Here is a 25,312-nt window from a genome sequence, read left to right as displayed (position 1 = left end):
GTCGGACGCCAGAATCAAGAACCGCCCCGATCGGGGCGGTGCGCTGAAATCGTGTGCCGGTTGGGGGGCGGATCAGTACAGGCCGCGACCGCCCATGATGTCGCGGGCCTCATCGGCGCCGTCATTGCCGCTCGCCTGCCCCTGCGGGACGTAACGCCCAGCTTGATCGTAGGACACCGCGCGCGGATTATCGAGGCTGCGCCCCCGCGTCCGGCTCGATGCCGACAACTCGGAGGTCGCGTTGATCGAGGCCATGTCGGCCGAGCTGTTGCCCAGCGTATACGGCCGGCCCTCGGGCAGCGGGATCTCGCCGCGAATCGGATGGCTGGCGCCCATGTCGGGTACGAACGGCTTGGCCGAGGCGACGCGGACCAGTGACGGCGCCGGCGCCGGGATGCCGGTGCGCAAGGTCGCCATCAGCTGGGTGTCGTCGGAGCCTTCCAGCGGCGCGCGGCCGACATATTCGACACGCACCTTGGCGATGCCGTTGCCCTTGAACTCGAGCAGATCGGCCGCCTTGTTGGAGACATCGATCAGCCGGTTGCCGTGGTACGGGCCGCGATCATTGATGCGGACGATCAGTGATTTGCCGTTGGCGAGATTGGTGACGCGGGCATAGCTGGGCAGCGGCAGCGTCGGATGCGCGGCCGTCAGCGAGGTCATGTCGAACACCTCGCCATTGGCGGTCAGGCGGCCGTGAAAATCGTCGCCGTACCAGGAGGCCATGCCCTCGGCGCGATAGTTGGCGTCCTCTTCGGGGACGTAGGTCTTGCCGGCGACCGTATAGGGCTTGCCGATTCGGTACACGCCGCCCCCCTTCGGCACCGGCTCGCCAAAGCCGACGACGCGCGGGCTGGACGACACGCCGTATTTCGGATCGACCTTGCTGGCGAATTTGTTCGAGGAGGCGCAATTCGCGACCATCAGGCAGGCCAGGACAGCGACGGCACCGCGCGCCGCTCGTCCGACCGGATCTGTTTGACCAATCCCCATCGACCCCAATGACCACTTCAGCGGCTGTCGCCCTGCCCGCGCCAAGCCGCTCTTCCCCGAGTCGCATCCCCTGCAACTCAATGCATGAGACTAACGCAACCCGAACACGGCGGAAATGGGGTGGCCCCCGCCGTGGTTAACCGGAGCTTTCCCGCGGTTGTTCGCGGGGTGCAATAGCTGCCCGTGCGTGCATGTCCCCACGTCGCGATGTTGCGAGTGCACCTTTTTAGACACATATGTTGCGTGAAAACCTCACTTAGGACGGTTCTCATTTTCCGGGGCCTGAATCATTTTGACTGTGCAGGGCTGCACGTCGTTTCCTTCACACGGGGCGCAACAAGGGTGTGTTCACGATGATTGAAGCAATGACAGCGGTGATGGGCTTGGTTGGCGCCGGCATCTTCCTCGCTCATGCGTTTGAAGGGGTCCGGTCGCGGGCCTGAGTCTGGACGGATCGGACAGCCGACGTCACGGTCGGCTCTCGTCCGATGTTTTCGTCCGCTTCACTAGCGACACTTCAGGTGCAACCCTGAAGGTGACAGTTTCGACCGGCAGGTTTTCAAGACCGCTTCTTTTCTGATCCTCCGCTTCTTCCGATCGGTTTTCTTTTGCGACCGACCCTTTGCGATCGACCTTGGCGATCCGCCCGAGGCCGAACCGGCAACCCAGCCACAGCAGGTGGCCCATGCGACACCGAGATCTAGGACGTCAGGACTGGCTCACGGGCAGCTTTCTCGCCCTGACGGCATTGAGCATGGCCGTCTTGTGCTCGGGCCTGATGGTTTTCGCGCTCAGATGAGCGCGAGCTTTGAGATTGATGGCGTCCGGACAGGCGCGAATGCGCCGTTGACGAGCCGCAACCCCACCCCCTAAACAAGGATCGCGTCGATGCCGCGGTCATGCGTGGACGACGCCGACGTTCCGGACACGACGCCGGATGGAAGGGTGGCCGAGTGGTTTAAGGCACCGGTCTTGAAAACCGGCGTGCCCGCAAGGGTACCGTGGGTTCGAATCCCACCCCTTCCGCCAGACCCACTTTCATGGTCGATTCCGCTTTGAAGTTTCCTGCGGACGTTGCACGCGGTCTTTGCGGCAGCGCCGGTCTGAATGTGATTGCGACGGCCGATTCGACCGCGGTCGTCGCTGCTACATCGTCCCGCGCCTGAAAAATTCTTGGGCAAGGCGGACAGACTTGGCGGACGCGCAATGCTGTCGGTTTCGTTGGCTCATGGCTGCGCGAGGCAGTGGCGGGCAGATCCAATCGCCCCTTTGCTGCAGCGAGCCGGTCGACGACGCGCTTCGGGGACTGAGCTTGCCGGCCCTGGGGACCAGGCCGCTCAACTGTTCAGGCGCACGCCGTCGTGGGGGCGTGGAGCGCCATGCTCAGTCAATGGAGCTGCCGTCTCCGGCGTGACCCCGACCCGCTCCATCAGCTCGCGAACGTCGCTGATGCGGTGGTCGAGAAGCCGATAGGTCTCGCTCAACGTCCAGCGCAGCTCATCCAGCGCGCCCGGCGCCTCGTCCGGAAAATGCGCGAGATGATAGATCAGCTCGTTCAGCACCTGCCGCACGCCGTAGAGATCGTCGTGAGCGAGCTTCTGGACGTCGAGCTGGCCCAGCAGGCGCTGCACGAAGCTGCGGCGTTCGGCCGGCACGTGGCGCAGGTCGACGAAGCGGTTGACGTGGAAAGCCCGCGGCGCTTCGGTGCTGCCGGCCGCATGGGCCAGCGCAGCGCGCACGCTGTCCAGAGCGAGGTCCTCGGTATCGACCGACAGCGTATTCGGAAACAGGCCCTTGGACTTCTCGATCAGAGCGTGGGTCTTGTCGTAGTACCAGCCGAACTTGTCGGTCAGCGGCAGATCCAGCCATTGCTGCTTCGACATCTCGCCGAAGTGGAAAGCCGTCGGCCGCTTGCGCCGCGCGGCCGGCGAGTCGGCGTAGTAGACGTGGTTCTCCGGCGCGACCTCGGCGTTCTCCGCCAGACTTGCGATGCAGGCCGCGCGGTCGCGGCGGCGCAGATGCACCAGCGTGACCTGGTCGCCGAGCAGCTCGGCGATGATCGGCAGCACGGCCGCATATCCATTGCCGACGACGCAGGCATGGGGGCAATCGAGAATCGTCTGGCGGATCTGATCCTCGAAGCCGGGATCGTTGGTTTCCTTGAGCTGGCAGAACAGCTCGTTGAGCTCGCCCGACGCCCACTCGTGCACCGCGCGGTCGCCGTTGCCCTGGTTGTCGAAGACCTCCTGCATCATCCGTGCGAGCGACGTCGTGCCGTCGCGCCCCGTTCCCACGCACAGCACGCGAAGCGCGGACCGCGGCGTGTTCTTCAAGGCGGATCCGTCATGGCCGTTGCCGGCGCGGCGCGCGGAGCCATTGCCGAAGGCCGGCGTCGCGCGCGGTCGGGTCAGCCGGCGAAGCTCCGCGGATGCGGCCTCCCACTCCAGCCTGTAGCCGTCGCGCTCATCGCGCAGCCGGCCCATGATCACGCCCATCTCCTCGGTGATGCGCTTGTAGCGCTGCGCGTCATCCTTGGCAGCCTTCAACTCCGCCTGCACAGCTTCGATGAAGCGTTTCGCATCCGCATCGAGCCTCTCGGCGGTGCTCGCTTTGCCACGACCCAACCGAGATTCAATCCATCGGCGCACGCGCACTCTCGATAACAAAATGGCTCTCCACACCAGTCGGAAGCCGCCCGCCAGGATTAGCTTCGGGCACGTCTGGCTCAACAATGACCTCAGTGCAATCCAGACGCCGCCGCAGGGGCGTCTACGTCGCAACTCTATATATGCGAATTGATCGCAACGCACGTTAACATATATTTCAGCGCAAACTCTGCGGCTGATGGTGCCAGGCGAAAGTTGTGCAACTCGCGGCGCGCACGTCGTGACGCGGCTTAGCCGCCGCCGCCCGCCCGGTCAACGCGACCAAATGGACGCAGGGTAGCGGTCGCTGCAGACGGAACTCGCGCCGCCGGGGATCACCAGGCGCAGAGCGATCGTGAGCCGGGGGTGAGGTATGACACCTCGATCGGCCGCCAGCACTGGGCGTCGATGGAGGGCTGGACATGATCAGTCCAGTCGGAATTGCGCGAAAGGCGCTCGCGATAGCGCAACAGGCTGGCCTCGTCCTGATGACATTCGAGCCACACGAACACCGTCTCTCCCTCCCGGACCGGCAGCCTCGGGAAGCCGTTCGGGCTGTGCTCGCTGATGAGCATGGCCTCGATGCGCGCGCCCGCCTCGCGCAGGATCGGACGGGCGTGCTCGGAGAAGAAGCCGGCCAGAGCGGTCTCCTTTCCCGGCGCCAGTGAGCAGGTGCTCACGACGACGATGCCGCTGGCCGGCAACGAGCGGTTCCCTTCCTCAGCGCGCGGCAGATTGCCGGCGAACGGCAGCTCGGCCCCGGCCGGCTTCAGCAGCAGCACGTTGTCGGAATTGAGCATCGTCTCATTCGCCGCGGCGCGATGCGCGGCCCAGACATCGCCGCCATAGAACGACTGCAGCGCCTGCGTTCTCGCGTCCATGTCGGCGAAGGAGCGCACCCAGACGAAGGCATTGGGATCGTCGCGATCCCTGAACTCCCCCTCGATGCGCATCCCCAGCGCCTCCTGCGGCTCGATGAAGGTGCTGTCGAACAGGTCGATCAGCGTGTCCCGTCCGTCAGGGCGCATGCGGTAGCGGCGCAGCTCGAAGATCGCATGATATTGCATGGCCGTGCTCCAACGGGTCAATCGTCCTGTTTTGTACAACAGGATGATTGACCCGTTTTGTCAAGCCGCTATTCTCTGGCGGAGATGAAGACATCCCGGCGAACCAACGATCCCGAGGGCGTGCGGCGGCGCATCGTCGACGCCGCCTACGACACGTTCGTCCGCCACGGTTATCTCGCCACGGGGATGCTGGAGATCCGCGAGAAGGCGTCAGTGTCGGGCGGTGCGATGGCGCACCATTTCCCGGCCAAGCGCGATCTCGGCCTCGCGGTGATTCAGGATCGCGTGGCGCAGGCGGTCGCGCAGACCTGGATCGCGCCCCTGGAGGCTCATGCCGACGCGCCCTCCGCCATCGACGCCGTCTTCGCGGCCATCATCACCGAGCTGACCGGCAAGCGCGCCGTGTCCGGCTGCCCGCTGAACAACATGGCGATGGAAATTTCGGCGCATGACGCCGAGATGCGCCGCGCGCTCAATGCCATCTTCGCGGCCTGGCACGACGCCCTGCGTGCGAAACTCTATGCCGACGTGCTCGCCGGCCGTGCCCGCGACCTGCATCCCGACAGCCTCGCAACTCTGGTGATTGCCGCCTATTCCGGGGCGATGGCGATGGCCAAGGCCCGCCAGGACGCCATTCCGCTGGCCGATGCGAGAGTCGAGCTGGCGGCGCTGCTCGCCGCCAAATACCGCGGCGCGATGCCGGCCGGTTGACGCAGTCGCAGCAGGCCAGGGCCGGCGCGCTGAACTAATCCAGCCCGCGTTCGCGGCTGAGGCGCACCATCTCGTCGATGAAGATCTGCTTCTGCCTGTCGTCGAGGCTGGTGAAGAGCGGCTCGGAGGCGTCCGCCACCGCGCGCTGGTCGGCGGCGCGGTCGACGAGGAACTGCGCCTCGTTGCGCATCTGCTCGACGATGTCGTCAGGCGGATCGCGCTTCGCCCGCGCGATGCGCAGATTGAGCCGGTCGGCGCCGTTGCGGCCGAGCGCGTGCATGGCGTCGGCGAACGGACCCCAGCTCTTCGCCTGCTCCTCGGTCAGGTTCAGTCCGGTCTTCAGGCGCTCGACATTGGCGTCGCTGTTGGCGACGATCTGCTCGGCGGTGAGCTGCGGCGCGCCCGGCTGCGTCAGCATCGGCGCGGCCTTTGCCACCTTCGTCTTGGTCGTCTTCGAGGGCTTCGCCTTCTTGCTTTCCGACGGCGGCGCCGGTTGCGCACTGTGCTGGTCGCTGTTGCCGGTGAACGCCCCGGTCACGCCGGTGACCACGCCGACGACACCGCCGATCGCGCCGCCGAGCACGCCGCCGACCGGGCCCGCCGCCCTGTTGCCTTCGCGAGCTCCCTGCTCGACTCCTTTGAACAGGCCCTGCGCGGCAACCTGACGCGGCAGCACCGCTGCGCCGCCGAGCATCAGCAACAGGCCTGCTGCAACGCAGAGACGACGGCGCCTCACCCCCGTCCATCGGCTGAACGTCATCGGCTCGCACTCCCCTGCCAACACCAGGGAGACCACATCGACGAGATGAAGCGGCGGCCCCCGAGTCGCCAGAATTCTACCTTTGCCGCAACGCGCAAGTCCATCTGTCGGCATGCGGGCCGCGACGAGTCGCGGTGACCTCGCCTGCTTCCGTCTCCGCTTCGCGTTGCAGCGCTGTTCGTTGCAACGCGATCAGTCGAGGCCCCTGCGACGAATTGCGCACGCCATTAGTTCTAAGTTTCGCCGCACCTGCTTTCTCGACAGCCGCGCGCAATTCTGCTCTGATTGCACTCAAGCGAAATCCATGCGTCGCATGACGCGACGCAATAACTAACAAGCTGGATTCGCATCAACAGAATGCTTGGCCCACCAGGGAGGGAACGCCATGTCACGGAGGAAGCTGAACCGCCGACAATTTGTTGCTGCGACCGCTGCCACTTCGGCGGTCATGATCGCCGCGCCCTATGTGCGCGGCGCCTATGCCGCCGGCAAGCTCTCGATGGGATTCTGGGACCATTGGGTTCCCGGGGCCAATCAGGCTTCGACCGATCTCGTCAACGAATGGGCCGCCAAGGAGAAGGTCGAAGTCCAGATCGACTACATCACCAGCCAGGGCAAGAAGATCGAGCTGACGATCGCCGCCGAAGGGGCCGCAAAATCCGGACACGACCTGATGGCGATGCCGACCTGGTGGCCGCATGCGAATGCCGAGCTGCTGGAGCCGGTCAACGACATCATGGAGCCGATCATCAAGGAGAACGGCGAGGTCAACGGCACCGTCAAATATCTCGGACAATCGGGAGGCAAATGGCTCGCGGTGCCTGCCTGCGTGGGCAGCCAGATCAAGGGCCCCTGCACGCGCATCGACCTGATGAAGAAGCATGCCGGCATCGACGTGCAGGAACTGTATCCCGCCGGCGGCCCGCCGAAGGCCGACAGCTGGACGACGGAGACGTTCCTGAAGGCGGCGGAAGCCTGCCAGAAGGCCGGCGTTCCCTTCGGCATCGGACTTGGTGAGACCACCGACAGCGTCGACTCCGCCGGAGCCTTCTTCCAGGCGTTCGGCGCCGAGCTCGTGAATGCCAAGGGCGACGTCACGGTGAAGACCGACGCGGTGCGCCAGGCGCTGGAGTTCTACAAGCGGCTGATCGCGGCGCTGCCGCCGGATGTCGCCTCGTGGGACGACGCCTCGAACAACAAATGGCTGGTGTCCGGCAAGGGCGCGATGATCATGAATCCGCCGAGCGCCTGGGCGGTGGCCAAGCGCGACGCGCCGCAGATCGCCGAGCAGTGCTGGACCCACGGCTTCCCGGCCGGGCCGAAGGGCCGCTTCGCACCGTTCCTGCCCTATTTCTGGAGCATCTGGTCGTTCTCCAAGAACAAGGAGGCGGCCAAGAGCCTGATCGTGCATCTGTCGAAGCCGGCCTCGATCGAGAAGATGGTGGTGGCGAGCGGCGGCTACGACCTGCCCGCCTACGAAAAGCTGACCACGCTCAAGGTCTGGCAGGAGCAGGGACCGCCCAAGGGCACGCTCTATCACTATCCCAATCCCTATAATCACCAGACGCTGTCGATCGCGGCATCCCCTGCTCCGCCGAAGATCGCGCAGCAGATCTACGCGCAGGCGACCATGACCAAGATGTGCCTGCGCTACGCCCAGGGCGAGAAGATGGACGCAACCCTGGCCTGGGCCGAGGGCGAGTGCGAAGGCTTCATGCGCAGTTGAGCCGGCTTCGTTCGAACATGGACGGTCCGCATCCCGCGGGCCGTCCTCTCTGCGCCGTCTCCTTGGCGCCGTCTCCGTGCCCGCCCAGTGAAACCCGGCCGCAGCCGGGACCATCACGAGGAGCCCTTTCTCATGGTTGATGCCGCCATCGGCGAAGATTCCGTCGTCCGCCCGCGCAGGGCCGCCGGCCGCAAGGGCCTGCGCCATGCGCTGAAGCGCAAGTCGACCGTCGCTTTTCTTCTGACCCTGCCGCTGATCCTGCTGATCGCGCTGCTGGTGGTCTATCCCGCCATCTATTCGGTGCATCTGGCGACGCTGAACAAGTCGATGCAACGCTTTGTCGGCTTCGGCAATTTCGAGTTCCTGTTCAAGCGCGACACGTTCTGGCTGGTCGTCAAGCAGTCCTGCATCTTCGCGATCACGGCCGTGGTGTTCAAGGCGCTGATCGGTTTCATCGTCGCGCATTTCGTCCACAACATCCCGGCCAAGGGCCAGCGCAAATGGCGCGGCATGCTGTTGGTACCCTGGGTCATCCCGCCGGCGATGAGCACGCTCGCCTGGCTGTGGCTGTTCGATCCGTCCTACAGCGCCTTCAACTACACGCTCGCATTCTTCGGCATCGGGCCGATCCCGTGGACCGGCGATGCGGGCTGGGCGCGTTTCTCCGTGATCCTGGTCAACATCTGGTACGGCGCGCCGTTCTTCATGATCATGTATCTGGCGTCGCTGAAATCGGTGCCCGACCAGCTCTACGAGGCGGCCGCCATCGACGGCGCCAATTGGTGGCAGCGGATCTGGTACGTGACCCTGCCGATGATGCGCAACATCATCGCGATCACGACGCTGTTCTCGCTGATCGTCACCTTCGCCAATTTCGACATCGTCCGCATCCTCACCGCCGGCGGCCCGCTCGACAAGACGCACATCTTCGCGACCTGGGCGTTCCGCGTCGGCATCGAGGGCAGCGACATCCCGCTCGGCGCCAGCGTCTCGCTGTTCATGGTGCCGATCCTGGCGGTCGCCGCGATCTTCATCCTGCGCGACGTCAACAAGCGGGGGAACGAATCCTGATGAGCACGCTCACCGTCGACAAGGCCGGCCCGACCCGCAACGTCAAATACGGCTCGATGAGCCGCGACCGCGCCTGGGCGCTGCGCTGGTCGTATTTCTTCCTGACGCTGTTCGCGATCTTCTCGCTGGTGCCGCCGCTCTACATGCTGATCACCTCGCTGAAGGGCAGCGCGGAAATCTCGGCGGCGACCAATCCGTGGTGGGTGTTCCACCCGACGCTGGAGAACTACATCGGGTTGCTGACCTCGAACCAGTTCCAGCGCTTCTTCTTCAACTCCGCCATGGTCTCGATCGTGGTCGTGATCATCACCATGCTGATCAGCATTCCCGCCGCCTTCGCGCTGTCGCGGATGAAGTTCTGGGGCTCGGCGACGCTCGCCACCGGCGTGTTCCTCACCTACCTCATTCCGGACAGCCTGCTGTTCATCCCGCTGTTCAAGATGTTCGCCCTGATCGGCGACGTCACGGGAATCCAGCTGATCAACCGCTGGTATGTGCTGCTGTTCATCTATCCGACGCTGACGGTGCCGTTCTGCACCTGGATCATGATCGGCTATTTCGCTTCGATCCCGAAGGAGCTCGACGAGGCCGCCATCATCGACGGCGCGTCCTGGCTGCAGACGCTCATGCGCATCTTCATTCCCGTCGCCCTGCCCGGCCTGATCGCCGCGACGATCTTCGCCTTCACCGTCTCCTGGGCGCAGTTCCTGTATCCGCTGGTGTTCACGACCTCGGCCGACCAGTTGGTGCTGCCGGTCGGCATCGTCACCACCCTGATCAAGGGCGACGTCTTCAACTGGGGACAGATCATGACCGGCGCGCTGCTCGGCGCGGCACCACCGCTGATCATCTACGCATTCCTGATGGACTATTACATCGCCGGATTGACCGCCGGCGCGACCAAAGGCTGAGACAGGGGTTGATCTGACATGGCTGAAGTGAGCTTGCGCAAGGTCGTGAAGCGTTACGACGACGTCGAGGCCGTCCGGGGGATCGACCTCGACATCGCCGACCACGAGTTCGTCGTGCTGGTCGGCCCCTCCGGCTGCGGCAAGTCGACGACCTTGCGGATGATCGCGGGGCTCGAGGACATCTCCGACGGCGACATCTCGATCGGCGGCGACGTCGTCAACGACGTGCCGCCGAAGGACCGCGACATCGCGATGGTGTTCCAGAACTACGCCCTCTACCCGCACATGACGGTGGCGGAGAACATGTCGTTCGGACTGCGCCTGAAGCACTATCCGAAGGCCGAGATCAGGAGCCGGGTGGCCGAGGCCGCGCGCATGCTGGACATCGCCGACCTCGTCGACCGCAAGCCGAAGCAGCTGTCCGGCGGCCAGCGCCAGCGCGTGGCGATGGGCCGCGCCATCGTGCGCAATCCCAAGGTGTTCCTGTTCGACGAGCCGCTGTCCAACCTCGACGCCAAGCTGCGCGTGCAGATGCGCATCGAGATCAAGAAGGTGCATCAGAAGGTCCGCACCACGACGGTGTACGTCACCCACGATCAGGTCGAGGCCATGACCCTGGCCGACCGCGTCGTGGTCATGAACAAGGGCCGCATCGAGCAGATCGGCACGCCGAACGAGCTGTATCATAATCCTGCGACGCGCTTCGTCGCCGGCTTCATCGGCTCACCCGCGATGAACTTCGTTCCTTGCCGCCTCGAGGAGGCCGAGGGGCGACTCCATCTGCGTCTCACGGACCGGATCTCGTTTCCGTTGCCGCCGGCGCGGGCGGCGCGCTATCAATCCGTGTCGCGGAATGAACCGCTGCAGCTGGGCATCAGGCCGGAGCACATCACCGAAACCAAGCCGCATGCCGAGCCCGGAATCGAGCCGTTCGAAGCGCTGCTCGAGGTCACCGAGCCGATGGGGATGGAGACCCTGGTCTACTTCACCCTCAACGAGACGCCGGTCTGCGGTCGGGTCAGTCCCAATGCGGGCGCGCGGGATGGCAGCCCCCTGCGCATGGCAATGGACCTCAACAACATGCACCTGCTAAACGAGACCACGGGCCTCGTCATCTGACGAGGCCACCAAGAAACGTGGTTCAAGGGCAGGACATGAGCACCAGGACGGCAACCAACAAGAACAAGATCCTCGTCACGGAATCGTTCTCGGCCAAGGGACGCGCGCTGCTCGCGGCGCGCGACGACGTCGAGATGATCGAGTTCCCCAACATGATCTCGGCGGCCGACTTTTCTGCGCTGCTCACCTCCCACGCGCCCGTGCATGGCGTGGCCCTCGGCGCCACCCGTTTCGGCGAGCCGGAGCTCGTCGCCGCCGGCGACATGAAGGTGGTGACCCGGATCGGCGTCGGCTTCGACGCCGTCGATGTGCCTGCGCTGAGCAAGCACAAGGTGCCGCTGATGGTCGCGGGCACCGCGAACTCGCCGTCGGTTGCCGAGCAGGCGCTGTTCATGATGCTGACGCTCGCCAAGCGCGCCAACGAGATGCATGCGATGGTCAGGGACGGCACCTGGGGCTCGCGCCTCGGCGTGCTGCCGTTCGATCTCTACGGCAAGACCGTGCTGATCATCGGCTTCGGCCGCATCGGCACCCGCACCGCCAAGCGCTGCCTCGCGATGGAAATGCGGGTGCTGGTCTATGACCCCTACAAGCCCGCCGCCGAGATCACCGCCGCCGGCTGCGAGCCGGTCGCCGACCTCGATGCCGCGCTGCCGCGCGCCGACTTCGTCAGCATCCACTGCCCGAAGACGCCCGAGACCATCGGCCTGTTCAACGCCGCGCGTCTGCGGCTGATGAAGCCGACCGCGTATCTGATCAACACCGCCCGCGGTGGCCTGATCGACGAGGCTGCGCTCTATGATGCACTGGTATCAGGCCGGCTGGCCGGCGCCGGCCTCGACGTGTTCGAGCAGGAGCCGCCACCGGTCGGCCATGCGCTGCATGCGCTGCCCAACGTGATCATGGCTCCCCACGTCGCCGGCGTGACCCGCGAGGCCGTGGACCGCATGAGCGAGCAGACCGCGCGCAACATTCTCAGCGTGCTGGACGGCGCGCCGATTCGCCAGAACGTGATCAACCAGGACGTGCTGTAGTCGTCCGGCTCAGGCCATGGCCCTGCCTCATCGGCAATGAGGCAGGAGCCGGGCTGCATCACGTGAATGTCAGGATCTTTCTCCACCGCTTTGTTGCCCAATTTTCAACGCAATCTTGCAACCCGGCCAAATCTCGCTACAACTGTAACTATCGGTGCGGATGTTTGCGCGCGCCGGTAGGAACAGGGGCGGCCATGAGTGTTGCGACCGAGCACGCGCTCGCAACGATAGCGAGCATTCTGGATCAGCCTGAAGCCGCGAAGCCCGCGGACAGAGCGGGCTCGCCTTCGAAGAAGGCGGCCGCGACGGTCGTGTCCTTCGATCAGGCTGATGGCTATACCAAGATCGGACCGGGCCCGATCTCGGCGATCCGTTTCCGCTGGACGGCGAGGCGCGGCGAAGATGGCTACTACGTCGATGAGACGGTGGGGCCCACCTCGATCGCTGTGAGCAGCGGTCCGATGAGCGCCGAGGCCGCCGTCAAGACCGTCGATACCCGTGCGCGTGAGGCGATCGAGCGTTTCGAGGCCCTGAAGAACGAGATGACCGGCAAAGGCCCGACCGCGCCGACGGGCCCCGGCGAGCGCTAGCCGCGGCTCCCCAGATATCGACCGGCCCGGTGATCGCCGGCTCCTTTGTCGTCACGGCTGGATTCAGGCTGCCCCAGCGGCTGAAGCTGCCTCGGTGCAGTGGAAGCCGGGCGTCTCCATCGCTTTCCACGTGCAGGTATGGACCATGGCGATCGCGCCATGTGGCCCGGCTGCGGTCGACGCTCTCTCCCCTCGTCCGGCGATATCGCCTCGTATAAGAATAGCCTCGTCCAATCCAAGCCGAGGTGTCGCATCATGGGGTTCTTCGATCGTCCGCTATCCGTCCTGACCGGGCTCGTTCTCGTCTGCAGCCTCGCCGCTCCCGCGGCCGCGGACCAGGCCTCGCGCCTCGACGAGATCGTGCAGCGCGGCAGCCTGCGGGTCGGCATGACCGGCGACTACAAGCCCTTCACCTATCTCGACAAGGCGACGGCCAAGTTCTCCGGCTTCGACGTCGACATGGCCGAGTCGCTCGGCAAGGCGCTCGGCGTCAAGGTCGAGTTCGTACCGACCAGCTGGCCGCAGCTGATGAAGGATTTCGAGGCCGACAAGTTCGACGTCGCCATGGGCGGCGTGTCGATCACGCTCGACCGCCAGAAGAAGGGCTACTTCTCGACGCCGATCATGCGCGAGGGCAAGACCCCGATCGCCCGCTGCAGCGACACCTCGAAGTACCAGACGCTCGCCGACATCGACAAGCCCGGCACCCGCGTCGTCGTCAACCCCGGCGGCACCAACGAGCGCTTCGCCCGCGCCAACATCAAGGCCGCCGACATCCGCGTCCACCCCGACAACACCACGATCTTCGAGGAGATCGCCAAGGGCGACGCCGATTTGATGATGACCGACGCCTCCGAGACCCGCTACCAGCAGAAGCTGCATCCCGGCGTGCTCTGCGCCGTGCACCCGGAGAAGCCGTTCGACTTCTCGGAGAAAGCCTACTGGCTACAGCGCGACGTGGCGCTCAAGGCGTTCGTCGACCAGTGGCTGCACATCTCGACCGAGAATGGCAGCTATCAGGCGATCTACAAGGCCTGGTTCGATTGAGGCGAGGGCCGCGGGCCGAAGGTGCCGTCTTCGGACGTCATCATCGGCCGCCGCTCGCGGTCAGCAGCTGATCAAAAGCCGTTGCAACCCTTCACGGGAGCCATTTGCCGTCCCGCCCCGAAGCTGGACGACCCGCGCCTTCGTCGCGGTCGACACATCTGGGCAGTTACGTCAGCAATTCCAACAAGGAGATCGTTGTCAGGTGAGATGCAAGAAATTTTCTCTTGCGTTTTTCCGAAATCCATGGTTCACTGCGCGCATCCCGCCTCATCGAGAGGGGCGTTGCGCGCGATCGTCACGACACGCGAGGTGGGGAGGCGATGGCCGCGAGATGCCGAAAGCGTGCTTGCACGCGGACGAACGGCAGCTTGCGGACGTGAAGTCGCAGGGTCCTGATACCCCGACGCTGGTATCACCCGCGCAATGCGCAAGCATTGTCGCGGCATGGTGGCCAACAAGCCCGGCGCACCAGGGAGACTGCGTATAAGCGTTAAGACCGTCGCGCAGGGAATGCCGGTTGATCGGCAGCACCTGTGGTACCTGCCGCCTGCATTTTTTACGCAGGCGGGCCATGGGTGAGGCCCTCACCCGGCATTCCCTGCGCCCTCTTCTTCTACAGAGGGAGCCGACTGATGGATCACTCGGACGTCATGCGTCGCGAGAACGCGGTGTCTCGTTTTAGTCGCTCTCTCAACACACTCGGCGTCATGTTTGGATCGCTCGTGCCACACAAATGGTGTCGTCCCGGCCTCCGAGCCGGGACCCAGACTCACAGGCCGAAGTTTGTGGCAGGCGCGGAGATGCAGTGGACGACAACACCACAGCCAGTGGTTATGGGTCCCGGCTCGGAGGCCGGGACGACAGTTGTGTGTGTTGCTGCACCTCGGCTCATCGCGACGAGACAACGGCAGCCTGGGCCGGCCTCAGCCGTTGCGATAGGTGTAGCTGTAGCCGTTGATCGCGGGAGCGCCGCCGAGATGGGCGTAGAGCACCTTCGAGCCCTCCGGGAAGTAGCCCTTCTTGACGAGGTCGATCATGCCCTGCATCGACTTGCCCTCGTAGACCGGGTCGGTGATCATCGCCTCGGTGCGGGCGGCCAAGCGGATGGCCTCGTTGGTTTCGGCGCTCGGCACGCCATAGGCCGGATAGGCGTAGTCGTTGAGGATGACGATCTCGTCGTCGCGCACCTTGCGGCCGAGCTCGACCAGCTCCGCGGTGTTGTCGACGATCTGCCGCACCTGGCTGCGGGTCTGCTCCGGCGTGCCGGAGGCGTCGATGCCGATGACGCGGTCGGCGCGGCCGTCGGCGGCGAAGCCGACGATCATGCCGGCCTGGGTCGAGCCGGTGACGACGCAGACGATGATGTAGTCGAACTTGATGCCCATCTCGGCTTCCTGCGCCCTCACCTCCTCGGCGAAGCCGACATAGCCGAGACCGCCGAACTTGTGCACGGAGGCGCCGGCCGGAATGCCGTAGGGCTTGCCGCCGGCATCCTTCACCGACTGGATCGCGTTCTCCCAGCTCTTGCGGATGCCGATGTCGAAGCCGTCCTCGACGATGCGGCTGTCGGCGCCCATCAGGCGGGTCATCAGGATGTTGCCGACGCGGTCATAGACGGCGTCCTCGTGCGGCACCCAGCTCTCCTGCACCACGACGCACTTCATGCCGATCTTGGCCGCGGTCGCCGCCACCATGCGGGTGTGGTTGGACTGTACGCCGCCGATCGAGACCAGCGTGTCGGCATTGGATTCGATCGCGTCGGGCACGATGTATTCGAGCTTGCGCAGCTTGTTGCCGCCCATCGCGAGGCCGGAATTGCAATCGTCGCGCTTGGCATAGATCTGCACCTTGCCGCCGAGCGCCGCGGTCAGGCGCGGCAGATGCTCGATGGGCGTGGCACCGAAGGTCAGCGGATACTTCTTGAACTTGTCGAGCCGAAGCACGGGATCTCTCCGTGGGTGGTGAAATGGATCAAGCGAAACATACGAGAAAGCCGACGAAAGGTGCTCTCTTTATTGGTCCGTTCTTTCGTGCTTACGTCGAGGACGAGCCGATATGGCGGTATATTCCATCACTGGATCAGCAATCGATGAAAGAAACTTCCGAAGCCGACCTCGACCGCGTCGACCGTCGCATTCTGCAGCTGCTGCAGAAGGACGGCCGCATGAGCAATGCCGAGCTGGCCGCAGCCGTCCATGTCAGCCCTGCGACCTGCCATCGCCGCACCCAGCGGCTGTTCGAGGCGGGCTACATCAAGAGCGTGCGCGCGCAGATCGCGCCCGAGAAGGTCGAGCGCAGCGCGCTGGTGCTGGTCGGCGTCGTACTCGATCGCTCCACGCCCGAGAGCTTCCGCACCTTCGAGGCCGCGATCCGCAAGCTGAAATTCGTGCTCGATTGCCATCTGGTCGCGGGCGATTTCGACTTCTTCCTCAAGATCCGCGTCAGAGACATGCAGGACTTCAACCGCATGCATGGCGACCAGTTGATCTCGCTGCCCGGCGTGCGACAAACGCGCACCTTCTTCGTGATGAAGGAGGTTGTCGACAATGCGCCGCTCGATTTCTGAGCAGGCCGTCCATTGAACCGACCTCGCTGCATCAGCGACTTAACTGCGCGTGAGCTCGCTCACATCAGCAACCGACATTGCGGAGATCCTGATGAAGAGGCTGTTGGCCGTTGCTGCCGTGGTTCTGGCCAGCAGTGCCGCCCATGCGCAATACGTCATCGAGTACGGCGGCAAGACAATCCGCATCGATCCCGACCGCGGCACCGTGCAGATCCCGGGCGTCTACGACAATACCGAGCAGAAGAAGACCAAGCGCACCAAGCGCGATCAGGACAGCGCGGCCAAGCCGCAGCCCGGTTCGGACAAGCAGGCGCCAGCCGAGGCGGCCGTCACGCCGGCTCCGCCAGCGCAGGCTCCGGCAGTGGTGGCTCCGGCGCCGATGGCCCCGGCCCCGACGGCCGTCGCCCCCACGAGCCCGCCGCCTGCTCCTGCTCCGGTTGCGCCTGCTCCCGTCCAGGCGGCTGCGCCGCCGACGCCGCCACCTGCAGCTGCCCCCGTCGCACCAGCCGAACCAGTTGCCAAGACGGCAGCCCCCGCTGCGCCTCCCGCCGCTGCATCGGCCGCTGCCGCGGCTCCAGCACCGGTCGCGGTCCCACCGCGACCGGCCCAGGCCCCGCCCGCCGTGACGACCGCAGCAGCGCCGCCGACGGCACCCCCCCCCGCTGCGCGCGATCCGAACTCTCCCGTCGGGATCTGGCTGACCGAGGAGAAGGAAGGCAAGATCCGCATCGAGCCGTGCGGGACCAATCTGTGCGGCTACGCGGTCGACGCCAAGACCAACCAGAACGGCGAGCAGATCCTGATCAACATGCGTCCGAGCGACAAGACGCAGGAGAAGAAGTGGAGCGGCCGCATCTTCGATCCGAACAGCGGCAGCACCTACGACTCGACCATCGCACTGAAGGGATCGGACAGTTTGCTCGTGCAGGGCTGCGCCTTCGGCGGCATGTTCTGCGGCGGCCAGACCTGGACGCGGGTGAACTGAGCGTTGCGGCTTCAAGACAAAAGCGCGCGGCCTCTCGACCGCGCGCTGCACGTTTCATCAGTCGAGGATCAGCCGACCGGCGTCGCGTATTCCTCGTCGGTGACGTGCTCCATCCAGTTGGAGTAGACGCCGTCGAGCGCCTCCTGCATGGCGATGTGCGTCATCTCATTGTCGGGCGAAGCGCCGTGCCAGTGCTTCTCACCCGGCGGGATGAAGATGACGTCGCCCGGCCGGATCTCGCGCACCGGACCACCCTTGGCCTGGATGCGGCCGATGCCGGAGACCACATAGAGCGTCTGTCCGAGCGGATGGGTGTGCCACGCCGTGCGCGCGCCCGGCGCGAACGAGACGCGCGAGGCGTTGAGGCGCGCCGGCGCCGGGGCCATGATCAGCGGGTCCTGCAGCACGTTGCCGGTGAAGTACTCGGCGGGGGCCTTGCGCGTGGCGCGCGAGCCGGCGGGATGGAAGTCCATGATGTGCCTTTCTGGAGCTGTCGCTCGCGTGTGAGCTTACTTCTTCGACGCCGCGTAGCGCGCCTTGGTCTCGGCATTCATCGGATAGAGGCCCGGCAGCACGGCTCCCTTGTTCACCTCGTCGACGATCCAGGCCTCCATGCGCTCCTGCTCGGGACCTTCGGCCAGCACGTGATCGAGCATCGCCTGCGGGATCAGCACGGCGCCGTCCTGGTCGGCCACGATGACGTCGTTCGGGAACACGGCGACGCCGCCGCAACCGATCGCCTCGCCCCAGCCGACGAAGGTCAGGCCCGCGACCGACGGCGGCGCGGCATAGCCGTCGCACCAGACCGGAAGCCCGGTGCCCATCACGCCTTCGAGGTCACGCACCACGCCGTCGGTGATCAGCGCGGTCACGCCGCGCTTGACCATGCGGGCGCAGAGGATGTCGCCGAAGATGCCGGCGTCCTTGACGCCCATCGCATCGACCACCGCGATGCAGCCCTCGGGCATGGCCTCGATCGCGGTGCGGGTGGAGATCGGCGACGACCAGGATTCCGGCGTCGCCAGATCCTCGCGCGCCGGCACGAAGCGCAAGGTGAAGGCGGGACCGACCAGCCGCTTCTGTCCCGGGCGCAGCGGCTTGGCGCCGCGCAGCCAGACATTGCGCAACCCCTTCTTCAGCAGGACCGTCGTGATGGTCGCAGTGGTGACTTGAGAGAGGGTGGCGATGGCTTCGGGAGTGAGGGACATCTTGAGACTGGCGCTCCAACAGGCTGGCTAAAAAGGCAGGCGCATCTTGCGAGCGGCGGTCGCCGCGTCAAGGCCTCGCGGCGTGCGCCCGCTGCATGCGGGGTTGCGCGGCCCGATAAAGTTCTCTTATCGCAAGACATCCGATTAATTTATTGAATTTTCGAGACTTTTTGCCTTTCACCCAATTCCACTCGAGACTGAAAACGGCTAGATCAGGGACCAGCAACGCGGATCACTTCGGACCAATGGCCGACCCTTTTCTCCCTCCTCGCCTACTGCCCAGCGGCGACAGCGCTCTGACCGTCGAGTTCAGCCGGACCATCGACGAGACCGCGAACCGACGCGTCCTCGCGCTCGATCACGCGCTCGCGGCGGCTGCGATCGACGGCATCACCGAGACCGTGCCGACCTATCGCTCGCTGCTGGTGCATTACGATCCCGGCGTCATCGACTACGAGGCGCTCAGCGCAAGGCTGCTTGCGCTGTCGGCCGGGTCGCTCGCACCGGACACCGAGGTCAGACGCTGGCGGGTTCCGGTCTGCTATGGCGGCGAGAATGGCATCGACCTCGAGGACGTCGCCAAGGCGCTCGGCATCACGCCGGACGATGTCGTCGCGCGCCACGTCGCCGGCACCTATCGCGTCGCGATGATCGGCTTCACGCCGGGCTGGTCCTATCTCTCCGGCCTCGATCCGTCGCTACAGATGTCGCGCCGGCAAAACCCGCGTCTGGCGACCCCGGCGGGCATCGTCGCGATCGGCGGAATCCAGACCGGCATCCAGTGCCTCGCCGGTCCCTGCGGCTGGCACCTGCTCGGCCGCACCGCGATGCGGACCTTCCAGCTGCATCGCGAGCCGACCTTTCTGCTCGAGCCCGGCGACGAGGTCAGCTTCTACGCCGTGGATGAGAAGACGTTTGCCGAGCAGGAGCGTGCGGCGGAACATGGCGAGCTGATCGCCGAGCGGATCGCCGCATGAGCACGCTCATCGTCTCGCAGATCGGCCCGGCAAGTTCCGTCCAGGATGGCGGACGCTTCGGCGCGCAACGCTATGGGCTGACGCCGTCGGGCGCGATGGACAAGCTGTCGCTGGCCGCGGCGAACAGCCTGGTCGGCAACGCGCTGATGGCGGCTGCGATCGAGATCGGGCCGTTCGGCGCGACGTTCACGGCGAAGGGCGGCGCGGTGCGCGTCGCGTTGTGCGGCGCGCCGCGGCCGGTTGAGGTCGCCAAGCACCAGGTCGACATGAACACGTCGGTGATGCTGAACGAGGGCGAGAAGCTCACGCTCGGTTTTGCGCGCGGCGGCTCGTTCAGCTATCTCGCGATCGAAGGCGGCATACCGGGCGAGCCGATGTTCAACAGCCTCTCGGTCAATGCCCGCGCCGGCCTCGGCAGCCCCTACCCGCGGCCGCTGCAGGCCGGCGACGTGTTCGACGTCGCGCCAGCCGGCCAGACGCCGGAGATGCAGATCGATGTGCCGAAGCTGAGCGGCCCGATCAGGGTGGTGATGGGTCCACAGGACGACGAGTTCAGCGACGAGATGAAGGCGCTGTTCCTCCGCAGCAACTGGATGGTCTCGGCGACCAGCGACCGCATGGGTTATCGGCTCGAGGGCCCCGTCATCAGCCATCTGCACGGCCACAACATCGTCTCGGACGGCACCGTCGAGGGCAGCATCCAGGTGCCCGGCAACGGTTCGCCGATCGTGCTGATGTCGGATCGCGGTACCAGCGGCGGCTATCCGAAGATTGCGACCGTCATCACGGCCGATTTCGGTCGCCTGGCGCAGACGCCGGCCGGCACGCCGTTCCGCTTCAAGGCGGTCGGCATGGCCGAGGCGCAGGCCGAGCTGCGCCGCTACAAGGACCTGATGCGCAGCCTGCCCGGCCGCGTCACCGAGCTTGTGAGCAGTGATTTCAACATCGATGCGCTGTTCACGGCCAATGTGGCCGGGCATGCCGTCAGTGCGACCGACGTCACGACCTGGCTCGGAGCGGCGCCCGACTAAAGATCGTATCTCATCAACGAGCGGACCATCACATGACCAGCACCGTCGATCTGAACTGCGACCTCGGAGAAAGCTTTGGCCCTTGGGAGATGGGCAACGACGCCGCGATGATCGATCTGGCGACCTCCGTCAACGTCGCCTGCGGCTTTCACGCCGGCGATGCCGACATCATGCGCCGGACGGTGGAGATGGCGAAAGCGAAAGGCGTTAGCGTCGGCGCGCATCCCGGTTATCGCGACCTGCACGGCTTTGGCCGACGCCCGGTGCCGGGGCTGACATCATCGGAGGTCGAGAACCTCGTCGCCTATCAGATCGGTGCGTTGCAGGCGATCGCCACCGCGGCCGGCCACAAGGTCACGCATGTCAAGGCGCATGGCGCGCTGTCCAACGTCGCCTGCGAGGACGACATGACGGCCAACGCGATCGCCAAGGCGATCAAGGCCGTCGATCCCAGCCTGATCTTCGTGGTGCTCGCGAACTCGAAGCTGGTGACCGCTGGAGAAAAAGCCAATCTGTCGATGGCGCACGAGGTGTTCGCGGACCGCGCCTATGACGACAACGGCCTCCTGGTGTCGCGCAGCAAGCCGGGCGCGGTGCTGCACGATCCCAAGCAGATTGCCGATCGCGTCGTGCGCATGATCCAGGACGGAGCGGTCGTCTCAGTGACGGGCAAGGTGATGAAGATGCGCACCGACACCGTCTGCATTCACGGCGACACCGCCGGCGCCGTCGAGATCGCCCGCGAGGTGCGCAAGGCGCTCGACGTGGCCGGCATCAGGGTGGCGCCGTTCAAGGCGGTGCCGTGATCGAAGGAACCTGATCAGAACGGATGGGTGAAGGGCATGCCCAGCGTGATGGCCCCGATCAGCGCGAGTGCGCCGTAGAGGGCGACCAGTGCCGCCGTGGCGCCGCGCTCGCGAATGGCGCGAGCCTGAGGCATCTGTCGCAGGGGCGTCGAAAGCGTCCGCATGGCCGGTCTCCTGAAGTTCCGGCCATGAGAAAAGCGCTCTCACGGGCCGATGCAAGGCAACCGCGCAAATAACGACAAGCCCCCCGTTTCGGGTCCGCTTGGAACCAAAAAATTCTCGGCCGCTGTCCCGGCCGAGAATTTTATCCGCGGGGTTCCATGCACGGTGAACGCGTTAATAAACGTCGAGCTGGAACCGGCCCTTCTTCTTGAGGTCGGCGACGAAGCTGACGGCCTCGTCGGTCGATCGCGCGCCGAACTGGGCGACGATGTCCACCAGGGCACGCTCCACGTCCTTGGCCATGCGCTTGGCGTCGCCACAGATGTAGAGATGCGCGCCATCGGCGAGCCAGGTCCACACCTCGCGGCCGACCTCGCGCATGCGGTCCTGGACGTAGAACTTCTTGTCGCCGTCGCGCGACCACGCCAGGGACAACCGCGTCAGCAGGCCGGCGGTCTTCATCGCGTTGAGCTCGTCGGCGTAGAAGAAGTCGCAATCGCTGCGCTGATGGCCGAAGAACAGCCAGTTCTTGCCCGGCGCGCCGGTCGCCCTGCGGTCGTGCAGGAAGGCGCGGAACGGCGCGATGCCGGTGCCCGGGCCGACCATGATGATCGGCGTCTTCGGATCGGCCGGCAGCGCGAAGCCATGCGCCTTCTGGACGTAGACGCGGAGCTTGTCGCCGGGATTGATCCGCTCGGCCAGGAACGTCGAGGCGAGGCCGAGACGCTTGCGCTTGCCGATGACGTAGCGGACGCAGTCGACCGTCAGCGAGAGTTTTCCGGGCGTCGCGTTGTGCGACGAGGAGATCGAGTACAGCCGCGGCTGCAGCGGCTCCAGCGCCTCGACGAAGGCTTCGGGATGCGGCCGCACGCCGGAGAACTTCTGCAGCACCGCCATGACGTCGAGCGTCGCCGCATCGCCATCGGGATCCTCCCCCTGCGCCAGCCGTCGCGCCTTCTCGCGGGTGGAGCCGCCGGTGATGAAGGAGATCAGCTCGAACAGCGAATCCGGCGCCGGCGACAGCGAGACGTCCTCGAGCAGGCATTGCCGCAGCGGCTTGCCGTTGACCTCGGTCATGTGCGAGGCGCCCAGCAGCGCGATGATCTGATCGACGAGGCCAAGATCGTTCTTGGCGAAGATGCCGAAGGAATCGCCGACCACATAATCGAGCCCCGCCTCGGCGAGATCGAACTCGATGTGCCAGGTCTCCTTCTCAGAGCCCGACTTGTTGAGCAGACGCCGCGACAGAAACGTCGCCTCGACCGGATTGTCGCGCGATCGGCCGGGCGCGCTGACGACCAGGGAGACGGCTGTGGGGGTCGTGGCAACGGCAGCGGGCTTGGCCGCAGGCGCCTTGTCGATCTCCTCATACAGCGCCTTCACCATCCGCGCGGTTTCCTTGCCGCCGGGCACGCACAGGTTCAGCCGAGCCTCGCTGCGATCGGCGATCGCATCCGAATAGTCGCTGCAATTGTAGCCGCACTGGCCGCAGTCCTGCTGTGCCATGGCCGCCATCAGGCGCCGGCGCAACGGACGCCCCTCGGCGAGCTTCATCCGCTCGGCGATCGGCAGGGTCTGGTCGTGCCATGGCGCCTCGCCGTCATCGGCATCGCCTGCGGGCGCCAGCACCGCGCCGTTCTGCGCAAGCGGCAATGCCGTCGATCCATCAAGACCGAGTGCACCGGCGAGGAAGCCGTTGAGCCAGGAACGCTGGGCCTCGGAGAACGGTGCCGTCGCGGGAATGATCTCGATCTTCGGCTCGATCTTCGACGTGGGGGTGATCTGGTTCATGCTGACACCTCGGACGTCGTGTGGGCTTCGGCGAGCTGGCGCAGCGCGTGGCCATCGTGGCGGCGGGCGAAGGACAGGAAGGTCTCTTCGGGCGAAGCGCGGTGGGCGAGATAGGCCTTGAGCAGTTTCTCGACGAAGCGCGGCGCGTCCGCCGCCTTGAGGTCGCGATAGACCTCGCGGCCGATATCGGCCTGCGGGCCGAAGCCGCCGCCGGCGAACAGATGATAGCCCTCGACAGTGTCGTCGCCCTCGCCGACGGGCACCTTCGCCGCGATCATGCCGATGTCGCTGATGTAGTGCTGGGCGCAGGAGTGATGGCAGCCGGTGAGATGGATGTTGAGGGGCGTGTCGATGTCGACCCTGCTCTCGCACCAATCGCCGATCTCCGCCGCATGCTTCTTGGTGTTCGCTGCCGCGAACTTGCACCCGGCATTGCCGGTGCACGCGATCAAGCCCGCGCGGATGTGCGAAGCCTTCGTCGAGAGCCCGATCTGCTCGATCGCCGCGCAGGCCAATGCGACCTTGTCGTCGCTCACACCCGACAACAACAAGTTCTGCCACACGGTCAGCCGGATCTCGCCGTCGCCGAGATCGGCCGCGATCTTGGCGAGCGCCCGCATCTGATCGGTCGTCAGCTTGCCCAGCGGCAGCACCACGCCGATCCAGTTCAGCCCCGGCTGCTTCTGCGGGTGCACCCCGACATGCGCCATGCGATCGGACTCCGGCCGCGGCGCAAGCGCCTCGTCCGGCACGCGCGCGAGCTTGCGGCCGAGTCTTGCCTCGACCGCTTCCATGAACTTGTCATGGCCCATGCTGTCGAGCACGTATTTGAGCCGCGACTTCAGCCGATTGGTGCGATCGCCGGTCTCGATGAACAGCCGCACGATGGCGTCCGCCACTTCGGTGGCGCGCTCCGGCTCGACGATGATTCCCGTCGGCTTTGCGAAATCCTTGTGGCCGGTGATGCCGCCGAGGCCGAGTCTGAACCACACGCCCGGCGTCACGCCGAAGCCGTCCTTCACCTCGACCGCGGAGAAAGCGATGTCATTGGTGTCCTCCAGCGCCGCGATCCGGCCGGCGCCGTCGAAGGCGACGTTGAACTTGCGCGGCAGGCCGTACAGCGAGCGGTCGTTGAGGATGTGGAAGTGCCATTCGCGCGCATAGGGCCGCGTATCCAAGAGCTCCTGCGGATCGATGCCGGCGGTCGGCGTGCCCGTCACGTTGCGGATGTTGTCGGCGCCGGAGCCGCGCGCGGTCAGGCCGAGATCCGAGAGTCCCTCCAGCAGCAGCACGGCATGCTTGGGCGGGATCTCGCGCAGCTGCAGATTGGCGCGCGTGGTGACGTGGCTGTAGGGACCGCAGAGTTGATCGGCGAGATCGGCCAGGCCGGTCAGCTGCCAATGCTTCATGATGCCGTTGGGAATGCGCAGCCGGCACATGTAGGAGTCCTGCGCCGGTGCAACATGGAACAGGCCGAAATAGCGCCAGCGGAAATTGTCGGCTGCCGAGGGCGCCGCGTTGCTGCGGGCCTGCTGCTTCAGCCGCTCGTAGGCGTCGAACGGATGCAGCTCGCGCTTGACCTTCTCCTGGTCGGCGAGTTTGCGGCCTGCCGCGATGACTTTGTCCTGCGCCTTGATATGGATGGCGTCCGGCCCGGTCGGCTCGGAGGCCGTGACGGTTGCGGCCTGGGTACGGCCGCCCAGATTGACCTTGAGGCCGGCGGCCAACCCTTCCAGGTAGCGCTTCTGCTCGTCGTTGAAGTCGACTGACAAAGGTTCGATTTTCATGATGGCGGACGAAGCTCCAGCGGCCACGGCGATTGGCGTTCGGGGATGGGATGAGGATCGCGTCGTCCGAAACGGCCGGCATTGGCTTGATTTCAGATGAGCGGTCCGACCAGCTTCGTTGCTGCGGAAATCCGGCACGGATTGCAGTCAGCGGCATCTGCGGCGGCCGACTGCACTGCAATATTCAAGTTGCGTGCCAGCTTCGAGGGAGAGGAAATGCAGGATAAAACAATGGGATGTACGAATCGGCGAAAGCGCGTTCGCCGGCTCAAGCCCTGAAATGCGGGCACTCCGCCCAAAAAATGGTCGGGTGGCCGAGATGCCC

At 65.4% G+C, this 25,312-nt stretch carries 24 protein-coding genes and 1 tRNA gene; 14 read left to right on the top strand and 11 right to left on the bottom strand.

What is annotated here, in order from left to right:
• Nucleotides 1-72 precede the first annotated feature (72 nt).
• Both QX108_RS03255 and QX108_RS03250 read right to left on the bottom strand, forming a co-directional pair.
• Nucleotides 73-993, bottom strand: coding sequence for a septal ring lytic transglycosylase RlpA family protein (locus tag QX108_RS03255; protein WP_315720093.1), 921 nt, complete (start codon nt 991-993; stop codon nt 73-75).
• Between the two features lie 468 nt (nt 994-1,461).
• A complete protein-coding gene (locus QX108_RS03250) occupies nt 1,462-1,680 on the bottom strand; it encodes a hypothetical protein (protein WP_315778838.1) in 219 nt (72 codons plus the stop codon).
• A gap of 252 nt (nt 1,681-1,932) precedes the next feature.
• Between QX108_RS03250 and QX108_RS03245 the strand changes: the two genes are divergently transcribed.
• Nucleotides 1,933-2,022: transfer RNA gene (locus tag QX108_RS03245), tRNA-Ser, on the top strand.
• Between the two features lie 308 nt (nt 2,023-2,330).
• Here the strand turns inward: QX108_RS03245 and QX108_RS03240 are convergent.
• Both QX108_RS03240 and QX108_RS03235 read right to left on the bottom strand, forming a co-directional pair.
• The gene (locus QX108_RS03240) at nt 2,331-3,617 is read right to left on the bottom strand and encodes a hypothetical protein (protein ID WP_315778840.1); all 1,287 of its coding nucleotides are present in this window, start codon (nt 3,615-3,617) and stop codon (nt 2,331-2,333) included.
• Between the two features lie 356 nt (nt 3,618-3,973).
• On the bottom strand, nt 3,974-4,705 hold the full coding sequence (locus QX108_RS03235) for an NIPSNAP family protein (protein ID WP_315778842.1): 732 nt from the start codon (nt 4,703-4,705) through the stop codon (nt 3,974-3,976).
• Nucleotides 4,706-4,789: 84 nt separating this feature from the next.
• Between QX108_RS03235 and QX108_RS03230 the strand changes: the two genes are divergently transcribed.
• Nucleotides 4,790-5,416 carry a TetR/AcrR family transcriptional regulator gene (locus QX108_RS03230; protein ID WP_315778844.1) on the top strand — a complete coding sequence of 209 codons (627 nt, stop codon included), beginning with the start codon at nt 4,790-4,792 and terminating at the stop codon, nt 5,414-5,416.
• 34 nt (nt 5,417-5,450) lie between these two features.
• Here the strand turns inward: QX108_RS03230 and QX108_RS03225 are convergent, their stop codons facing one another.
• Nucleotides 5,451-6,110 carry a Spy/CpxP family protein refolding chaperone gene (locus tag QX108_RS03225; protein WP_315779494.1) on the bottom strand — a complete coding sequence of 220 codons (660 nt, stop codon included), beginning with the start codon at nt 6,108-6,110 and terminating at the stop codon, nt 5,451-5,453.
• A 451-nt stretch (nt 6,111-6,561) separates the two neighbouring features.
• On the opposite strand from QX108_RS03225, the gene QX108_RS03220 reads away from it, so the two are divergent.
• The 7 genes from QX108_RS03220 to QX108_RS03190 all read left to right on the top strand — a co-directional run bounded on the left by QX108_RS03220 (nt 6,562) and on the right by QX108_RS03190 (nt 13,674).
• Nucleotides 6,562-7,902: an ABC transporter substrate-binding protein gene (locus tag QX108_RS03220; RefSeq protein ID WP_315720088.1), complete on the top strand. Its 1,341-nt coding sequence runs from the start codon at nt 6,562-6,564 to the stop codon at nt 7,900-7,902.
• A 132-nt stretch (nt 7,903-8,034) separates the two neighbouring features.
• Complete coding sequence (locus tag QX108_RS03215; RefSeq protein WP_315720087.1) at nt 8,035-8,973, top strand: sugar ABC transporter permease; 939 nt, start codon at nt 8,035-8,037, stop codon at nt 8,971-8,973.
• Nucleotides 8,973-9,884, top strand: a complete 912-nt coding sequence (locus tag QX108_RS03210) for a carbohydrate ABC transporter permease (protein ID WP_315778847.1) — start codon at nt 8,973-8,975, stop codon at nt 9,882-9,884. The genes QX108_RS03215 and QX108_RS03210 overlap by 1 nt, the downstream gene beginning before the upstream one ends.
• A gap of 18 nt (nt 9,885-9,902) precedes the next feature.
• Nucleotides 9,903-11,003 (top strand): sn-glycerol-3-phosphate ABC transporter ATP-binding protein UgpC, encoded by a 1,101-nt coding sequence (locus tag QX108_RS03205; RefSeq protein WP_315720085.1) that lies wholly within the window; start codon nt 9,903-9,905, stop codon nt 11,001-11,003.
• Between the two features lie 35 nt (nt 11,004-11,038).
• The gene (locus tag QX108_RS03200; RefSeq protein ID WP_315778849.1) at nt 11,039-12,037 is read left to right on the top strand and encodes a hydroxyacid dehydrogenase; all 999 of its coding nucleotides are present in this window, start codon (nt 11,039-11,041) and stop codon (nt 12,035-12,037) included.
• Between the two features lie 194 nt (nt 12,038-12,231).
• Complete coding sequence (locus QX108_RS03195) at nt 12,232-12,627, top strand: hypothetical protein (RefSeq protein WP_172109793.1); 396 nt, start codon at nt 12,232-12,234, stop codon at nt 12,625-12,627.
• A gap of 255 nt (nt 12,628-12,882) precedes the next feature.
• On the top strand, nt 12,883-13,674 hold the full coding sequence (locus QX108_RS03190; RefSeq protein ID WP_315778851.1) for a transporter substrate-binding domain-containing protein: 792 nt from the start codon (nt 12,883-12,885) through the stop codon (nt 13,672-13,674).
• Nucleotides 13,675-14,597: 923 nt separating this feature from the next.
• On the opposite strand, the gene QX108_RS03185 is transcribed toward QX108_RS03190, so the two are convergent.
• Entirely contained in the window at nt 14,598-15,617 is a 1,020-nt protein-coding gene (locus tag QX108_RS03185; protein WP_172108925.1) for a 1-aminocyclopropane-1-carboxylate deaminase, read from the bottom strand.
• A 146-nt stretch (nt 15,618-15,763) separates the two neighbouring features.
• Between QX108_RS03185 and QX108_RS03180 the strand changes: the two genes are divergently transcribed.
• Nucleotides 15,764-16,240, top strand: coding sequence for an Lrp/AsnC family transcriptional regulator (locus QX108_RS03180; protein WP_172131834.1), 477 nt, complete (start codon nt 15,764-15,766; stop codon nt 16,238-16,240).
• A gap of 91 nt (nt 16,241-16,331) precedes the next feature.
• Nucleotides 16,332-17,225 carry a DUF2147 domain-containing protein gene (locus QX108_RS03175; protein ID WP_315778853.1) on the top strand — a complete coding sequence of 298 codons (894 nt, stop codon included), beginning with the start codon at nt 16,332-16,334 and terminating at the stop codon, nt 17,223-17,225.
• Between the two features lie 68 nt (nt 17,226-17,293).
• Here the strand turns inward: QX108_RS03175 and QX108_RS03170 are convergent, their stop codons facing one another.
• Nucleotides 17,294-17,698, bottom strand: coding sequence for a cupin domain-containing protein (locus QX108_RS03170; protein ID WP_172131836.1), 405 nt, complete (start codon nt 17,696-17,698; stop codon nt 17,294-17,296).
• A gap of 36 nt (nt 17,699-17,734) precedes the next feature.
• Nucleotides 17,735-18,433: a ribonuclease activity regulator RraA gene (locus tag QX108_RS03165; RefSeq protein ID WP_006613956.1), complete on the bottom strand. Its 699-nt coding sequence runs from the start codon at nt 18,431-18,433 to the stop codon at nt 17,735-17,737.
• A 245-nt stretch (nt 18,434-18,678) separates the two neighbouring features.
• Here QX108_RS03165 and pxpB point away from each other — a divergent pair, with 245 nt between their 5' ends.
• From pxpB to QX108_RS03150, 3 genes are read left to right on the top strand one after another with little or no spacing between them, the layout of a single operon-like run.
• The gene (gene pxpB, locus QX108_RS03160) at nt 18,679-19,410 is read left to right on the top strand and encodes a 5-oxoprolinase subunit PxpB (RefSeq protein ID WP_315720080.1); all 732 of its coding nucleotides are present in this window, start codon (nt 18,679-18,681) and stop codon (nt 19,408-19,410) included.
• On the top strand, nt 19,407-20,441 hold the full coding sequence (locus tag QX108_RS03155; RefSeq protein WP_315778856.1) for a biotin-dependent carboxyltransferase family protein: 1,035 nt from the start codon (nt 19,407-19,409) through the stop codon (nt 20,439-20,441). The genes pxpB and QX108_RS03155 overlap by 4 nt, the downstream gene beginning before the upstream one ends.
• Before the next feature lie 32 nt (nt 20,442-20,473).
• Entirely contained in the window at nt 20,474-21,247 is a 774-nt protein-coding gene (locus tag QX108_RS03150) for a 5-oxoprolinase subunit PxpA (protein WP_315778858.1), read from the top strand.
• A 14-nt stretch (nt 21,248-21,261) separates the two neighbouring features.
• Here QX108_RS03150 and QX108_RS03145 read toward each other — a convergent pair whose 3' ends face one another.
• From QX108_RS03145 to QX108_RS03135, 3 genes are all read right to left on the bottom strand, one after another.
• Nucleotides 21,262-21,411 carry a hypothetical protein gene (locus tag QX108_RS03145; protein ID WP_315720077.1) on the bottom strand — a complete coding sequence of 50 codons (150 nt, stop codon included), beginning with the start codon at nt 21,409-21,411 and terminating at the stop codon, nt 21,262-21,264.
• A gap of 172 nt (nt 21,412-21,583) precedes the next feature.
• On the bottom strand, nt 21,584-23,200 hold the full coding sequence (locus QX108_RS03140; RefSeq protein ID WP_315778860.1) for a sulfite reductase subunit alpha: 1,617 nt from the start codon (nt 23,198-23,200) through the stop codon (nt 21,584-21,586).
• A complete protein-coding gene (locus tag QX108_RS03135) occupies nt 23,197-24,987 on the bottom strand; it encodes a NirA family protein (protein WP_315778862.1) in 1,791 nt (596 codons plus the stop codon). The genes QX108_RS03140 and QX108_RS03135 overlap by 4 nt, the downstream gene beginning before the upstream one ends.
• Between the last annotated feature and the right edge of the window lie 325 nt (nt 24,988-25,312).

Source organism: Bradyrhizobium sp. SZCCHNR1002, assembly GCF_032381435.1.
Taxonomy (GTDB): Bacteria; Pseudomonadota; Alphaproteobacteria; order Rhizobiales; family Xanthobacteraceae; genus Bradyrhizobium; species Bradyrhizobium aeschynomenes.
Note: the sequence above shows the minus strand (reverse complement) of the source record. Positions and strands in the feature narration are given on the sequence as shown.

Coding starts and splice junctions, on each gene's coding strand:
- QX108_RS03255 (WP_315720093.1), bottom strand. CDS start 993: ATGGGGATTGGTCAAACAGATCCGGTCGGACGAGCGGCGCGCGGTGCC.
- QX108_RS03250 (WP_315778838.1), bottom strand. CDS start 1,680: ATGGGCCACCTGCTGTGGCTGGGTTGCCGGTTCGGCCTCGGGCGGATC.
- QX108_RS03235 (WP_315778842.1), bottom strand. CDS start 4,705: ATGCAATATCATGCGATCTTCGAGCTGCGCCGCTACCGCATGCGCCCT.
- QX108_RS03230 (WP_315778844.1), top strand. CDS start 4,790: ATGAAGACATCCCGGCGAACCAACGATCCCGAGGGCGTGCGGCGGCGC.
- QX108_RS03225 (WP_315779494.1), bottom strand. CDS start 6,110: ATGCTCGGCGGCGCAGCGGTGCTGCCGCGTCAGGTTGCCGCGCAGGGC.
- QX108_RS03220 (WP_315720088.1), top strand. CDS start 6,562: ATGTCACGGAGGAAGCTGAACCGCCGACAATTTGTTGCTGCGACCGCT.
- QX108_RS03215 (WP_315720087.1), top strand. CDS start 8,035: ATGGTTGATGCCGCCATCGGCGAAGATTCCGTCGTCCGCCCGCGCAGG.
- QX108_RS03210 (WP_315778847.1), top strand. CDS start 8,973: ATGAGCACGCTCACCGTCGACAAGGCCGGCCCGACCCGCAACGTCAAA.
- QX108_RS03205 (WP_315720085.1), top strand. CDS start 9,903: ATGGCTGAAGTGAGCTTGCGCAAGGTCGTGAAGCGTTACGACGACGTC.
- QX108_RS03200 (WP_315778849.1), top strand. CDS start 11,039: ATGAGCACCAGGACGGCAACCAACAAGAACAAGATCCTCGTCACGGAA.
- QX108_RS03195 (WP_172109793.1), top strand. CDS start 12,232: ATGAGTGTTGCGACCGAGCACGCGCTCGCAACGATAGCGAGCATTCTG.
- QX108_RS03190 (WP_315778851.1), top strand. CDS start 12,883: ATGGGGTTCTTCGATCGTCCGCTATCCGTCCTGACCGGGCTCGTTCTC.
- QX108_RS03180 (WP_172131834.1), top strand. CDS start 15,764: ATGAAAGAAACTTCCGAAGCCGACCTCGACCGCGTCGACCGTCGCATT.
- QX108_RS03175 (WP_315778853.1), top strand. CDS start 16,332: ATGAAGAGGCTGTTGGCCGTTGCTGCCGTGGTTCTGGCCAGCAGTGCC.
- QX108_RS03170 (WP_172131836.1), bottom strand. CDS start 17,698: ATGGACTTCCATCCCGCCGGCTCGCGCGCCACGCGCAAGGCCCCCGCC.
- QX108_RS03165 (WP_006613956.1), bottom strand. CDS start 18,433: ATGTCCCTCACTCCCGAAGCCATCGCCACCCTCTCTCAAGTCACCACT.
- pxpB (WP_315720080.1), top strand. CDS start 18,679: ATGGCCGACCCTTTTCTCCCTCCTCGCCTACTGCCCAGCGGCGACAGC.
- QX108_RS03155 (WP_315778856.1), top strand. CDS start 19,407: ATGAGCACGCTCATCGTCTCGCAGATCGGCCCGGCAAGTTCCGTCCAG.
- QX108_RS03150 (WP_315778858.1), top strand. CDS start 20,474: ATGACCAGCACCGTCGATCTGAACTGCGACCTCGGAGAAAGCTTTGGC.
- QX108_RS03145 (WP_315720077.1), bottom strand. CDS start 21,411: ATGCGGACGCTTTCGACGCCCCTGCGACAGATGCCTCAGGCTCGCGCC.
- QX108_RS03140 (WP_315778860.1), bottom strand. CDS start 23,200: ATGAACCAGATCACCCCCACGTCGAAGATCGAGCCGAAGATCGAGATC.
- QX108_RS03135 (WP_315778862.1), bottom strand. CDS start 24,987: ATGAAAATCGAACCTTTGTCAGTCGACTTCAACGACGAGCAGAAGCGC.